General features: G+C 52.0%; 17 protein-coding genes. 2 read left to right on the top strand and 15 right to left on the bottom strand.

The genetic code is table 11. From position 1 onward, the window contains the following. The first annotated feature begins 61 nt into the window (after window positions 1-61). Window positions 62-490: a 50S ribosomal protein L13 gene (rplM, locus tag ACH50O_RS01515; protein WP_446810302.1), complete on the top strand. Its 429-nt coding sequence runs from the start codon at window positions 62-64 to the stop codon at window positions 488-490. A gap of 15 nt (window positions 491-505) precedes the next feature. After that, entirely contained in the window at window positions 506-895 is a 390-nt protein-coding gene (gene rpsI / locus ACH50O_RS01510; RefSeq protein ID WP_020482942.1) for a 30S ribosomal protein S9, read from the top strand. Window positions 896-912: 17 nt separating this feature from the next. Here the strand turns inward: rpsI and ACH50O_RS01505 are convergent, their stop codons facing one another. The 15 genes from ACH50O_RS01505 to ACH50O_RS01435 all read right to left on the bottom strand — a co-directional run bounded on the left by ACH50O_RS01505 (window position 913) and on the right by ACH50O_RS01435 (window position 12504). Beyond that, complete coding sequence (locus ACH50O_RS01505) at window positions 913-1107, bottom strand: hypothetical protein (RefSeq protein ID WP_446810301.1); 195 nt, start codon at window positions 1105-1107, stop codon at window positions 913-915. A 363-nt stretch (window positions 1108-1470) separates the two neighbouring features. Then, window positions 1471-1725 (bottom strand): hypothetical protein, encoded by a 255-nt coding sequence (locus ACH50O_RS01500; RefSeq protein WP_446810300.1) that lies wholly within the window; start codon window positions 1723-1725, stop codon window positions 1471-1473. Next, window positions 1718-2005: a hypothetical protein gene (locus ACH50O_RS01495; protein ID WP_446810299.1), complete on the bottom strand. Its 288-nt coding sequence runs from the start codon at window positions 2003-2005 to the stop codon at window positions 1718-1720. The genes ACH50O_RS01500 and ACH50O_RS01495 overlap by 8 nt, the downstream gene beginning before the upstream one ends. After that, window positions 2002-2643, bottom strand: a complete 642-nt coding sequence (locus ACH50O_RS01490; RefSeq protein WP_446810298.1) for a helix-turn-helix domain-containing protein — start codon at window positions 2641-2643, stop codon at window positions 2002-2004. Before ACH50O_RS01490 ends, ACH50O_RS01495 begins: the two co-directional genes overlap by 4 nt. Continuing rightward, complete coding sequence (locus ACH50O_RS01485) at window positions 2640-3170, bottom strand: hypothetical protein (RefSeq protein WP_446810297.1); 531 nt, start codon at window positions 3168-3170, stop codon at window positions 2640-2642. Before ACH50O_RS01485 ends, ACH50O_RS01490 begins: the two co-directional genes overlap by 4 nt. Further along, the gene (locus tag ACH50O_RS01480) at window positions 3167-3643 is read right to left on the bottom strand and encodes a DUF7673 family protein (RefSeq protein ID WP_446810296.1); all 477 of its coding nucleotides are present in this window, start codon (window positions 3641-3643) and stop codon (window positions 3167-3169) included. Before ACH50O_RS01480 ends, ACH50O_RS01485 begins: the two co-directional genes overlap by 4 nt. A gap of 424 nt (window positions 3644-4067) precedes the next feature. Next, window positions 4068-4532 (bottom strand): hypothetical protein, encoded by a 465-nt coding sequence (locus ACH50O_RS01475; RefSeq protein WP_446810295.1) that lies wholly within the window; start codon window positions 4530-4532, stop codon window positions 4068-4070. Window positions 4533-4601: 69 nt separating this feature from the next. After that, window positions 4602-4922 (bottom strand): hypothetical protein, encoded by a 321-nt coding sequence (locus ACH50O_RS01470; RefSeq protein WP_446810294.1) that lies wholly within the window; start codon window positions 4920-4922, stop codon window positions 4602-4604. A 178-nt stretch (window positions 4923-5100) separates the two neighbouring features. Then, complete coding sequence (locus ACH50O_RS01465) at window positions 5101-6717, bottom strand: phage tail tape measure protein (RefSeq protein ID WP_446810293.1); 1617 nt, start codon at window positions 6715-6717, stop codon at window positions 5101-5103. Between the two features lie 18 nt (window positions 6718-6735). Then, window positions 6736-7053, bottom strand: a complete 318-nt coding sequence (locus ACH50O_RS01460; RefSeq protein WP_446810292.1) for a hypothetical protein — start codon at window positions 7051-7053, stop codon at window positions 6736-6738. 31 nt (window positions 7054-7084) lie between these two features. After that, window positions 7085-7909 carry a S49 family peptidase gene (locus tag ACH50O_RS01455; protein WP_446810291.1) on the bottom strand — a complete coding sequence of 275 codons (825 nt, stop codon included), beginning with the start codon at window positions 7907-7909 and terminating at the stop codon, window positions 7085-7087. 60 nt (window positions 7910-7969) lie between these two features. Further along, the gene (locus ACH50O_RS01450; RefSeq protein WP_446810290.1) at window positions 7970-8152 is read right to left on the bottom strand and encodes a hypothetical protein; all 183 of its coding nucleotides are present in this window, start codon (window positions 8150-8152) and stop codon (window positions 7970-7972) included. Between the two features lie 30 nt (window positions 8153-8182). Next, window positions 8183-8800, bottom strand: a complete 618-nt coding sequence (locus ACH50O_RS01445) for a hypothetical protein (protein ID WP_446810289.1) — start codon at window positions 8798-8800, stop codon at window positions 8183-8185. Between the two features lie 321 nt (window positions 8801-9121). Further along, window positions 9122-9673, bottom strand: a complete 552-nt coding sequence (locus ACH50O_RS01440; protein WP_446810288.1) for a hypothetical protein — start codon at window positions 9671-9673, stop codon at window positions 9122-9124. 848 nt (window positions 9674-10521) lie between these two features. Continuing rightward, window positions 10522-12504: a cell wall-binding protein gene (locus ACH50O_RS01435; RefSeq protein WP_446810287.1), complete on the bottom strand. Its 1983-nt coding sequence runs from the start codon at window positions 12502-12504 to the stop codon at window positions 10522-10524. Window positions 12505-12506: the final 2 nt, after the last annotated feature.

Genomic DNA, 12506 nt, shown 5'->3' with positions numbered 1-12506 from the left:
TTAACGGCCCTATTAAGTACAATTCACGGTTTTTATAGCCTCAACAGACTAAAAAGCAAAGATGAAAACATTTAGTGCAAAGCCCGCAGAAGTTAAGCGCGATTGGTACGTGATTGATGCAGAAGGAAAGACATTAGGTCGCCTTGCTACTGAAATTGCACGACGTCTTCGCGGAAAACACAAACCCGAATTCACACCACACGTTGATACCGGTGATTACATCATCGTTATCAATGCCGAGAAAGTTGGCGTAACAGGCAACAAAGAAAAAGACAAAATGTACTATCACCATACTGGTTATGTCGGTAACATGAAGTCTGCTTCCTTGGGCAAGTTAAGACAAACTTTTCCAGACAGAATCATCACCACCGCCGTTCAAGGCATGCTGCCCAAAAATCCATTGGGGCGTGCAATGTTCAAAAAATTGAAAGTTTACGCTGGTTCTGAGCATAATCATCAATCTCAGCAACCTAAAGTTTTAGAATTCTAAGCAGGTAGATAGTTTATGGCAGCTCAATACTACGGAACAGGTCGTCGCAAAAGCGCAATCGCTCGCGTCTACGCCACCATCGGTTCAGGAAAATTCACTATCAACAAACAACCTGTTGAACAATATTTCGGCCGTAAAACCGACGAAATGATTGCCAGACAACCGCTGGAATTGTTGGGCAAAACCGGTGATTTCGACATCAATATCATCGTTACCGGCGGCGGCCCTTCTGGTCAAGCTGGCGCGATCCGTCACGGCCTAACCCGTGCACTGATGGTTTTCGACGAAACCTTGAGACCATCGTTGAGAAAAGCCGGTTACGTCACTCGCGACGCTCGCGAAGTGGAACGTAAAAAAGTCGGTTTGCACAAAGCCAGAAAGCGTCCTCAATACTCAAAACGTTAAGCGTTTCTTTATTGGGATCAACGAAAAGCCGCTGCACAGCGGCTTTTTTGTGCCTTTTGAAATGGAGGGCGGCGTCGCCGGCGGAGCGAAGCCGGTTCGCAGCCGGTGTAGTTATACACAATGGCATAGGCAAATATCTGGCGGATTTTGGCACGTAGATGGTGAGCGGTTTCGAGCTTATTTAACTGGATCAGCGTTTTTAGTTTCGCCAATACATCCCGATGATTTGATCTCCTTTATTGCCTTGTCGCCAAGAATTGGGAACACCAAAAGCTGTTTTTGTGTAGAAGGGTAGCGGGTTAGATGCGAATCGAGTGTAACTATTGGTGGACCACAGTCGATAAAGTTATCTTGTATATAAGTCCTGCATAGACTAGATTTTCTGGATTCCGGCTAGCTGTCGGGCTGTTTTGATTCATTTCTTCCCTCTCTTGGATCTAAATCGTCCGCCGACAGCACGACGGGCGGACTTGAAACAAACAAATAGCCCTTTAAAATCAATATCAATAAATTTACAGGACAAAAGTTACTGTAAAAGTTACTGCGTTTCTAATTTTTACCCCCCAAAGACCGCATCACCGCCAACCCTTATTCCACGCATCCAACATAGCCTTGGCATCGGCCATTTCCATGCGGATGGCGTGAGAAACTGAGCGGATTGTATCCGGCCCCAACGCGTCACGGCGATCTTCCTCGCCGGCGACCTCCATCATGTCGGCAAGCCCCTCCGCCCGTCTTAGTGTGTACATCATGCTTTCGTAAAAGTTCACATTGATGCGGTGGGAAAAATCCGGCGTGACTTTGTTGATCTCTTGGCTTTGTTCACTCATGGCCGGTCTCCGGATTACCGTAGCGAGTGGAACGCTCCAGACAAATTTTCGCCAACAGATTGGCATCGTCCAGCTCCGCCTGGATTATCTCGGCAGCGGCGCGAACAACTGCGGGATTTAGGTTTTCAGCATCCCAATTTGCTGCCGTTTCCAATAACTCGGCCACAGCCCTAGCTCGCTCCAGCGGAGAACAGATAGCATCCTCAATGTGAAAGCTCTGTAGCCGATCATCGCTATCCCAAGGGATACGGTGTTCGAAATTGATTGGGCTTGTGGTCATGACTCACCTCCTTGAGGCGTTGCAGTTTCGAGCAAAAAGGCTCTGACGTGGGTTAATTCGCGAGTGGCGACAGCACCAGACCGGCGCGATTTTGGAAAAGGCGGCGCCAAGCTGCCCCCATTCGCTTGACCGGTCGGCCGTTCAGGTGGCCGGCCGGGCTTGCTGGGCGAACGCCCGCTGTGGACGGCGCCGGCTTCGCGCGCCCGCGCGTTATGGTTATTTGGGTTATATGGTTTGGGTGACGAGGTGTCACCGGTTTTTGCTGAAATGTCACGGGTTTTTGACATGGTGTCACCGGTGTGGATAACTTCAGGCGGTGACGCCGTGTCACTGGATGTTGAAAAGCCTGCCAAATCCGGCGACATGGTGTCACCGGCTGTTGAAAACTTTTCAACCATCAACAGGTAACGATTCGGCCGGCCATTGTCCCGCACCACGACCACCATCCCCAGCGCCTCCATCTCGGCGACGGCCCGCATGGCACTGCGCCGCGAACAACCAGCCCGCAGCGCAATATCTTCAAGCGACGAGCTACAGTATCCGGCTCGGTTGGCACGATCCGCCAACGCCACCAACACGGCTTTGGCCGAACCCATCAGCCGCACCTGAAAAGCGGCGTTTAAGTATTCGTTACTCATGCCTCACCGCCTTGTTCTTGATCGTTATCGGTGACCTGCCCGATCCGGCATTCGAGCGATTCCACATCACCAAAAATCTGCCCATTGGCCACCAGAATAGATTCGAGCAAGCTGCCGCGGATATTGTTTGACTTTACTTCGCTAGGTATCTGATCACCGCAATCGTCATCGATCATGAACTTGAACAACAAATTTGCGCTGCCAGCGATAGCGCTCGACGCCATAGTGATATTTTTCAGATACGCATTCAGCACGTTACGGTCACCGCTGGTCAATACCATGGCCCTGGTTTCTTTCGGCGCCGCTCCGGACTCAAACATCAATGTGGTCAGCGCCGATTGAGAAGCCGCTAACATGTTGATACTGGCGCCGACCATATCGCGCAAGTCGTCGACCGATAAACAGCCTTGTTTGGCTTGATTGACGGCCTCGCCGTGACTGTTGATCACGTAGCCAAAGGCCTGGGTTAAGTTATTAACCAAGGCAAGCTGTTGCTCGATACGAGCGGAATCGGTTTGCTGGCTCATTGTGCACCGCCTTGCGCCCAGCGCTGAAAGCACTCGTCGCCGTTGTCCAGGTAACAATGAATTTCCTTGGCGGTGGCTCTGGCATCGAGCGCCAGCACGGCCATGCAGTCGTCGAACAAGTTTTTATCCAAGCCGCGCAGCGTGACCAGATTGAAGGGGAAGCGGTGGCCGTTGTACAGACCCAGCAGAAAAGCGCGGACGGTGCCGGCCTGGCCGGTGTCGCGGTTGGCAATGGCCGCCAGCCGGGTCAATGCCGGCAGTCCGGCGGCGGTTACGGTTTCGCGCTCGGCGTCCAGAGCGGCCATTTGCCGGAAAAAATCATCAACGGCGTTGGTGGGTTGGGTGGTGATTGGGCGGACTTTGCCCAAGGCGTGAGTATTCATATCGGTTACTCCATGACAGGTAGATAAACCGCCGCCGAAACTTTCCACGGTATCGGGCGACGGACTGAATGGGGTGGAAAACCGGGTCATGGATCCGGCCAGCGCCTAACGCTGCCCAGACAGTCCGCCATAATGTAAACACAATAAGGCTACGCAAATTTTGGGCGTAAAAAAACCGCGATGAATGCGGCGAATTTTCGCCATGACCAGACCAGGTTTCCACGCCCGGTGCCAGTGTTTTGACTGGCGGAAATCATTCTGCTCCGTTATTTGGTTACATGTCAAATTATTTGTAGAGTCTGCCCGAAGGTCAATCGCGTTTCAAAGCGTTTAATTTAAGGTTCAATGTGCCTCAATATGTGCTCTGTGTTGTGTCTTCGGGCAAAATAACCGATGGTCCAATTTTCTTAGATTACCGAGTTCGGCCAATTGCCGCCAATCAAGATGTTTTGTCGAACGGCTGGTTTAGATCAATGATTGAACACTTTGACCGAGACCGTCCACGTTGATGGCGTTAGCCATTTAGCTGGGCCACGCTGACGAGAGGACGAGTATCGGAAAACGCGCGAACGAATGATGCTTCCGCTTCCACGGGAAGACCAACAAGTATTGTCGCGCTGCTGTCCCAGCATACTATTTCAAAGAGCGCGCCATCAAGTTGTGGCAATACTTCATGTCCACTCCAGTAACTCGGATTGTCGTATATGTACGGTGGCGTCTCGACAACGAAACGAAACCCTTTCGGTACAGCACTGAACACCGCCCAAATAAACTGAACATCGTTTTTCTCCAGGAACTCTTGCAGCTCCCGTCCAGAAATCCACCTGTCGTCCTGAGAAAACATCGAATCAGGGCAATTTGTCTCTATATCGCTGACATACCAATCGTAATCTGCGGCGGATAGCCCGAGAGCCTTGAATATCAACAACATGTTGGTGAAGTAACGAACTTGGTCTGTCTTTTCGAGAATGAGGTTCACGTTGCACTATCCGAAATAGTTAACACAGAGCCCACTAGCAAGCAAAAGAGGCATATGTGTAGCGATTGGTTATAAATCATTTTCTTTATTCCAAGTCTTTGGGCCTCTATACCATGTTGTTTTATCGGGTCTCGCTCGCCAAGGGCTAATAAAACCAGATATTTTCTCGAGAGTTGCTATATAACCAAATATCTCTGAATTACCATTATCGTCAACATCATCATCGTAAATAAATACTACCATTCCTTCCTTAGGCTTTAATTCTTTCAGCCTGACTCGATGCAAAGAATAAATGCAGTTATCATCTGATTCTTGACTTAAACCGACTGCATTGAAATCCGCCCAAATTACTGGAATATCTTTTGGTAGTGGTGATCCTTCAGTTTGCATGATGAGTTATAACGACCGGTAATGATCAAGTTGCTGCCATTCAATCAGACAACGCGATAGACTGCAAAGGGTCGGTTTTACTCTTTCAATCCTGGCCATGAAGCATCCTTGATTGGGATGGCAGAAATAAGAATCCGCCGGCGAAATACCGGCGGAAGCCTAAGCGCGGACAAATGACCTACGCATCTCGGGTGCCGATGGTGCGATAACCTACCTCGACCGGTTTGGCATTAGCAATACCACGCGTTTGCGCCGGCGCCACGCGCATGCCGGACGGGGCATTATCGAAGCTTACCCGCACATCGACGGCTCCGCGATTACCGCCTATCAGGCTTTGCTTTTGGTAATAATCGGGCGGACGCATGTCGCCTGCGCCCTGCACCGTCAAATCGGGGAAGTCTGGTAACAGTTTGCCAACCGAACGGCCCAGATAGAGCGGTACGCTGCCAATCGCTTTTAACACTTTGTTATCGTTGACCTGCTTGAGCAGATCAACCATCGACTGGGTTAACCCCTTGGTCGATTCCTTGATGCTGTCGAAATTGTCGATGATCAACGGTGCGGCAACGATGGCGGCCTGTGCGAATAGCATCAAGGGATTCATCTTCAAGGCGGCGTTTAATAAGCCAACGCCGCCGGCGGCGGCCCAAGCAGCGACTTTGACGCCGGTAAACGCCCCGGCCATCTTGACCGCAGTCATGACCGCCGGCCCGTTTTGATCAATAAAGCCGGTTAGACTTTCCGAGATATGGTTCATGTTGTCGGCGGCACTCTTGAGTTCTGGCGCGTAGTGACTGCCGAATTTCGCCATGAAATCGGACCAGGTGCCGCCGGCTGTCTCCACCTTGTTAGTAAGCGTGCCGGCGGAGTTGGCGACTTTGTCCAACAGACTGCCTTGGTTGGCCATCGCCTGCACTTGCCGGTTATAGCTTTCCAAGGTTATCAGCGCGGCTTTGCTGGCGTGTTCCTTGCCGAACAGACCTTCCAATTTTGCATAGCGTAACTTGCTCGGCAGGTGGTTCATTTTGTCCAAATCGGCAACCAGCTTTGGAATGCCCGTGAATTTATTCATTTTTACTGCCTGATTGATAATCTCGCGAATCCCGGTCCCGGCCTCTTCGCCTGAAATCCCTGCGCTGGTAAAGACCGAGACTAGCGGCAACATTTGGTTTGCTACCTCCAGGCCTTGTTTCCCGGCGACCTTTAGCGAGCCAGACACGCGGGACATAGCATATTGCAACTCATCCAACTTGGTGCCGTTGAACAACACCCTTTGAATCGAATCGGCAAACGGCACCATATCCTTATCGGCAATGTTAAACGACCGACTGAGCTTGCCCATTGACTCGGCGGCACTCTCATAAGTCACATTGATGTCTTTGCCGACGACGCCAAGGTAAGCAGTGGCCTTTAATACGCCATTGGCAATGGAGTTTGCATCAACACCAAGGGCTTTCAGTGTTGACGACATCGCGTTAAAGTCGGCTGTTGATCCCGGCAACTGTTTCCCCAGCCTTATCGCTTCCTCGCTAATTTTCTGGAATACCGCCGGGATATTCCCGTTCTTATCCATCAGGGTGTTTTGCAGGTTGACGGCGGAATTCTCCAAATCCATAAACGCCTTAGCCGGCGCCGCCATCGACGCGACAAACCCAGCCGACAACATCGGCGCACCTTTACCGACAGCGCTTAATTGTCTTTGGAATACGTTGAGGTTTTTGGTGATGTTTTTCAGCGTGGGTGACATCCGGTCAACCATGCTGATCATCGCTTTCAAATCGAAATCTTTTGACATGATTAATTCTCCTGCACGTTATTGGACGGAATACAAGCCGCCAAAGCGCGCATGTTGGGTTTTAAACCAAGGCGGCGCGTCGGCCGTTACCGACCGGCAGAAAGCAGCGCCCTGATCGTTAAATAATTCCACCGCCCAAAGCTTTATCTCGGGGTGGGCGGCTTCCAGTTGTTTCTTGATTTCGGCGAACTGCTTGGCCTTTTTCACCGTCAGGCTTTGCACAACATCCTTATCGAAACTGGTATCCAGGTAAACGCCTTGGCCTTCGCGCTTGAGCTCGCAGCGCGTTAAAAAATGCCTTTCGGCGGTGGTAAGGGTGAATCCGACTTTTCTCATGATTGAATCCTTAAGCTATTGGCTTGTTAAATCAACGCATCGCCAGCATGGCGACACGTCGAGAGGTTGGTGTTTGCCGTTGGGCCTGGCTGGTTGTTCCCAATAGTTGATCGAACGATTTCACGCCGTCAGCCATGCCTAGCTTGACGGCATCATCGGCGCCGACAACACGGCCTTGGCCCATGCCCTGGGTGACGGCTTTCACCGACTTGCCACGGCCACGCGCCACACCGGCAACGAAACGGCGGTAAACCTCATCAACAGTGCTTTTAATAAACCGTTTTCCTTCCTTCGATAGTGGTTCGAACGGATTGCCTTCGGTTTTGTATTGGCCGGCACTGACCAAGGTCATTTTTACGCCGTCGTTCTTCAGTGCTTTGCTATGGTCGGTGTGCAATTGGTAAATACCGATGCCGCCGGCTTCGCCGGATGGCGTAACGTAAAATTCGCCGGCCTGGCTGCCGATCCAGTAGGCGCCGGCCACGGCCACGCTATTGGCGATGGCAACCACGCGCTTTTTGCTTCTGGCCCGAAAAACCGCGTCGGCCAGTTCTTGAACGCCATAAGCCGAGCCTCCTGAAGAATCGATCTCGATCACGATGGTTTTCACATCGTCGAACGCCAGGTAACGATTCAGCAATGCGCCGGCTGCTCGCAAGTTGCCGCGCGGATGCAGCCAGCCATACAACGGAATCACTGCCGTGGCGCCGACTGTCTTCGCGGCTGACTGGGTACGTTGAGCGAAGGCGGAGTAGTTGAAGCGACCGGCCGTCAACGCGGCAGGAGATAGGGACACCAGGGCTTGCAGTTGATAGGGGTCACAGGCTAGCGGGGTGGTAAGGTCTAAGATTTCCATAGAATCAGACTCCATAAGAGCGCCGCCCGATTACCAAAGAGACAATCGGGCGACATAGGGTTAGGCCGCTTCGCCGAAGTACTTTTCACCGACTTCGGCAATGCGCACCGAGCAGCCATACTGAGGGTCAAGCTCGACTTCCACCGATTGACCAGGCTTGAGAAGCATGATTTTGTCGGGACCGGCGTCGATATGGGCGGTTTGGGTTCTGTCGTGATTGGTGACGGTAATTTTGTTAGACATGGGTTTTTCCTTTTCTAAAGTTCGAGGGAATTAATACTGCGGTGCATCAAGCGGATACGGATAAGCGGGTTTGCCGTCCTCATTGGGCGGGCGAACTTCGTCGAATTCGTCAAGCCAGGGCGGGTTCATGCTGGAGAGCTTATTGAGCACGGGGATCAGATCGTCGGTCATTTTCCGCAGGGCGGCGGTGACTTCGGCGGTACTGAGAGCGGATAGTGCCAGCGCATCAAGGTCGTTTTTGGTTTTGTCCAGAAGAGTCATTGCTGAACTAACGTCTTCCAGGTTGTTTCGCCATTCACGGTCAAAATAGACCCTACCCCACAAACCCTCTTCTTTCTTCTCAACATGTTCGATCCATCCTTTATCGGCGAGGCGCGCACGGCCCTGGATATTGCCAATTTCGAAGCGATAATCGGCAATGCGCGGATCAGCGCCGGCCAGCAACTCATCGTCGATAGCCTTGATTTGCATGCCTAACTGATGGCCGACGCCGCCACTGACCAGAGCGGCCAAGCGATTCGCCTCCCTGGCCGCATAAAACTCGGCTTCTGCCGCCCTTAAACGCGCGAAAGCAGCTTCAGCGACCTTCGCAGCATCTTCCTGGCTTTTTTTAAATTTGGCCGGCAATTCGGCTTTTTCGGCGATCAACTCCCGGCGACGTGTCAGCCGATCCGACTCATCACCATTGAGAATTTTTTGGATGTCAGATCGTTGAATGAATTTGTTTAATTCAACGCGGTCCGGTTTTGATATTTTCAGACCGGTGATAATTTTGTTTACTACGTGATTCATGATTTTGCCTCCAAGTAAATTGAATCGAGCGAGATGGCCGCCACATCGGCGGCTTGCTTGGAGATCATGTTAAACCGGGAAATATTTCCCAACAATAAAGAGGCTGTCGCAACAAAACGCTCAGAAAATCATTATTTTTCAATAACTAATGAAAATAAGAGCACGTCGGGGGAAATTTTAGTCCGGGATTCCCAAATTAATTTCGATATCGGTAATACCGCCTAGCGCTTCGCGAAGTATATTTCCGGCCCTGAGCGGTCCACGCGGCCCCTTTACACCCAAACGAGACAACTGGCCCTCTAATCGCTGAGAAATCCAGGTACCAGAAGGCCGGGAACCAAACTTTTTTTCGTAATCCAACATAATTTCAATCCCAACCTTCCTTGCGACCGCTTTCCAATTGTCGTCTTCTAGTATTTGATTTTTAGCTGAGGACTCAACATAGCCCCACGGCCATTCAGTTTTGACATAAGGCAGGAAACCAAACGACAAGCCATACCACCGCCATTTCTCGGACTGCAACTCATTCAGCGTCGCCTGCTTACACTCCCATTCGGTAAAGGTTTCGGCGCGCAGCGGGTTAATTTCGGTCAACTCGCGTTCGATAAATGCCAGCTCACCCAAGGCGTGCTCTTGCAACTGGCCAGCGGCTAACCGCAGCTGGTCGAGCGACAGTTCCGCCAGGCTTAACGGGCTGTGAAGATAAACCGGTTCAACAACGTTCAACATTTCCAACCTCCCAATCAATATCAATACTCACCAACAGCGACCCCGCGCCCAGCGATAACGCCAAACGCGGTGGCCGCATTCAAAATCATCCGGCGCAGCCGCCATTGACCAACCACCAACCAAGCCACCACCCCGCGCCCAGACTGGCAACGCCAAGTGGGTGGTGGTGCGCAGGGTTGGTAGGTTATCCACAAGGCTGCCGGCCAGATAGCCTATTCCTGTCGATATACCCCCCCTTCGAAACTCGCGCGCCTGCACAAAACTAGTCGCTACCGGTCTAGAGGCGAAAGGCTTTAAGGAATTTGACCCCCTACCCCCTATTTCAAGGGTAAAACTACCTACTTTGGCCGAAATCCAAGTGTGGATAACTTGCGCCCTGGGCTTTTTGTATTCAGAAAATCCTCAGCGAATTTTTAGCTGGCGTACGGGTCACGGGCAGCGAAGCCCTAGAGATTTGCTACCCCTACACCTACACGCCACACTTGCCAGCAATCCAGACCTACAGCCCACGGCCGGCGCGGATTAGTGCGGCGATGGCTTTAGAAAAAATATTTTTCTCTATATACCACCCCGGAAAAGCTGGGCAAATTGGGCAAAATCCCCTGCAAGCTAGACGCTACAAGGGTTTGACGTTGCCCAGCCGATTAAATTTTCCGGGCATTTGCCCAAAAACTTTCGGGCAAGTTTTACGACGACAGCAATTCAATCGATCAGCGATACAATTCAAGCTTGCCCAGTTTTCGGGCAAATTGCCCATTTTAAAATTAGGTACTGGGCAACATTAAGAATATGATTTACAAAGATAATTCTTAATATTGCCCAATTTGCCCAGCAATTAGAGATAAGGATTAACTTTTCTCTTCACTGCCGGCCGGTAACAAATGGCCAGCGTCCAATGCCAGGATTCGTTGACTTATGCCGTCAATGGTCTTCCGCTTGAACGGACGGCTCTCGGCCTTGTTCTCTTCGCCTTCAATAAAACCTCGGTGCATCATCATCCGCCACAAACTCTTGGCGTTGCCACCAAAGAACGGTTGGCGCTGACGACCGGCAATGCTTTGCGCCACCTCGAAAGCGGCATCGGGCAGCAAGTACACCTTAGCGCTATGCGGCGCTTTCGGTGGATCGAACCAACCAATGCGCTTGCCGTTTGGCGTGTAGTCTTCGCTGCCAGGCCCGGAACGCCCCCAGCCGCAAGCGTGCGGCCTGACCTTGGGCGCTTCCTGAGTATTCTTATCCGGCAAGTGTGCGTCGCCACTGGCCAGGGCGGTTTGAATCAGCTCAACGAAACGTAGGCAGGGATCTTGATCATCTTGATAGGTGCGCTGGCCTTCGAACGCCAATTGCAAAGCGCTTTCAATCTCCGCCTGAAAGGCGTTGATTTCAACAAAGGTCATCAAGTCGCATTCCTGCAAAAATTCGCTAAAGATTTCCACGGCCGCCACCAAACTGGCGTAAATACCGGGGGCGCGGGGATGTGAAACAGATAAAGGTCTGGCTGTTTCAGAATCGGCCAATTGCACAACTAATGCCGGGAATTCCGACTTGAGGCGGTCAAGATTAGCAGCCAACCATTGCAGGTAGGCAGACATCAAGCCGGCGAACTGTCCTGCATCTGAGGCGATTTGCAGAGCCGTCAATGATCGTTCGTCGACATCGTCGCGGGTAATCTCCATTGTCAGCATCCGCGCGAATGTTGATTGCGTCTTGGGCGTGTCCTCGCCTGTGCAAATCAAGGTGCAGCGGCTACGCTGACCATTGCGCAAGCGCCGGTCGGCGGTCAAGGTATCGCGACCCGAGCCGTTGCCGATCTGCATAATCAAGTCGTTGGCGGTCTTGATCAGGTCGTCATCGCTACGCCCGCCGGTGTATTTCAAATCGTCGGCAATGAATACCGTATCCTTGGCCAGGAAGCATTGCATCGGCACGGCCTTGGGTGAGCTTAACCAGTTACCCGGAAAGCCTCGGTTACGCTCGCCACGCGGCGTAAACCCCAGCCCATGAAAGCCCAAGGCCAGCTTAGCAACGGATGATTTCCGGCTACCTGTTAGACCGTGCAGGAACAAAACAAAGTCTGTATCCAGACACTCGTTCAGCGGCGCACGTAATGCCATACACAGCAGCGCCGCGCCCACCTGTGGCTTACCGGGGCAAACGCCAGGCAATTGCAAAGCTGAGGCCAGCGCGGCTTTTAAGTCGGCGCCGGCCAGCGGTGGCGGTAGCTGATACTTGGCTAGGTTACCGGGTAGATCCACCTCAACCGATTCGATCAAACCTTGCGCTGTAATCGCGCCGGCACCGTGGAGAAAATGCCACTGATCATCGATCCTTTCCCAGCCTGAGCATTGATACACCGACCGAACCGGCACATCTCCATCGGTTGCGGAGTAATACTGAATCGCCGCCCGAATATGTTTGATAGTGGTAGCGCCAGGCTCAAGAATCACATTAGGCCCCCATTTCGGGTTTAACCAGTTAGATTGCCCTTGCGAAAACACCGAATCGGCAACCTTGGCTAACGGTAGCGGGCTACCGTTCGACCGCCATCCCTGAATATGCCACTCGCCAACTTCTTCCAGGCCGTTTTTCAGCATGACATATTCGGTAATCTTGGCCGTGATGTTGACTAGCAGCACCTCGACTTCGTTGCCGTCTCGATCGATCTTCACCAAGTACAGGCAACCGTTCTTGATGCAGTACTTTCCGAACTTGTCGCGATTGCCGGACGATTTGCCACCACCGACACCGCCACCGCCGCCGGTCTTCTTGGCGGTTGGTCGCGGTTTTTGCGCGGCTTTCTGGATCTCAACCACCTTGTCATTCCCGCTCATCG

The sequence above is a fragment of the Methylomonas sp. 2BW1-5-20 genome, assembly GCF_052474515.1.
Note: the sequence above shows the minus strand (reverse complement) of the source record. Positions and strands in the feature narration are given on the sequence as shown.

Bases quoted from the DNA above. Each gene is read 5' to 3' on its own strand.
- rplM (WP_446810302.1), top strand. From the start codon at position 62: ATGAAAACATTTAGTGCAAAGCCCGCAGAAGTTAAGCGCGATTGGTAC.
- rpsI (WP_020482942.1), top strand. From the start codon at position 506: ATGGCAGCTCAATACTACGGAACAGGTCGTCGCAAAAGCGCAATCGCT.
- ACH50O_RS01500 (WP_446810300.1), bottom strand. From the start codon at position 1,725: ATGAGTGAACAAAGCCAAGAGATCAACAAAGTCACGCCGGATTTTTCC.
- ACH50O_RS01495 (WP_446810299.1), bottom strand. From the start codon at position 2,005: ATGACCACAAGCCCAATCAATTTCGAACACCGTATCCCTTGGGATAGC.
- ACH50O_RS01490 (WP_446810298.1), bottom strand. From the start codon at position 2,643: ATGAGTAACGAATACTTAAACGCCGCTTTTCAGGTGCGGCTGATGGGT.
- ACH50O_RS01485 (WP_446810297.1), bottom strand. From the start codon at position 3,170: ATGAGCCAGCAAACCGATTCCGCTCGTATCGAGCAACAGCTTGCCTTG.
- ACH50O_RS01480 (WP_446810296.1), bottom strand. From the start codon at position 3,643: ATGACCCGGTTTTCCACCCCATTCAGTCCGTCGCCCGATACCGTGGAA.
- ACH50O_RS01470 (WP_446810294.1), bottom strand. From the start codon at position 4,922: ATGCAAACTGAAGGATCACCACTACCAAAAGATATTCCAGTAATTTGG.
- ACH50O_RS01465 (WP_446810293.1), bottom strand. From the start codon at position 6,717: ATGTCAAAAGATTTCGATTTGAAAGCGATGATCAGCATGGTTGACCGG.
- ACH50O_RS01460 (WP_446810292.1), bottom strand. From the start codon at position 7,053: ATGAGAAAAGTCGGATTCACCCTTACCACCGCCGAAAGGCATTTTTTA.
- ACH50O_RS01455 (WP_446810291.1), bottom strand. From the start codon at position 7,909: ATGGAAATCTTAGACCTTACCACCCCGCTAGCCTGTGACCCCTATCAA.
- ACH50O_RS01450 (WP_446810290.1), bottom strand. From the start codon at position 8,152: ATGTCTAACAAAATTACCGTCACCAATCACGACAGAACCCAAACCGCC.
- ACH50O_RS01440 (WP_446810288.1), bottom strand. From the start codon at position 9,673: ATGTTGAACGTTGTTGAACCGGTTTATCTTCACAGCCCGTTAAGCCTG.
- ACH50O_RS01435 (WP_446810287.1), bottom strand. From the start codon at position 12,504: ATGAGCGGGAATGACAAGGTGGTTGAGATCCAGAAAGCCGCGCAAAAA.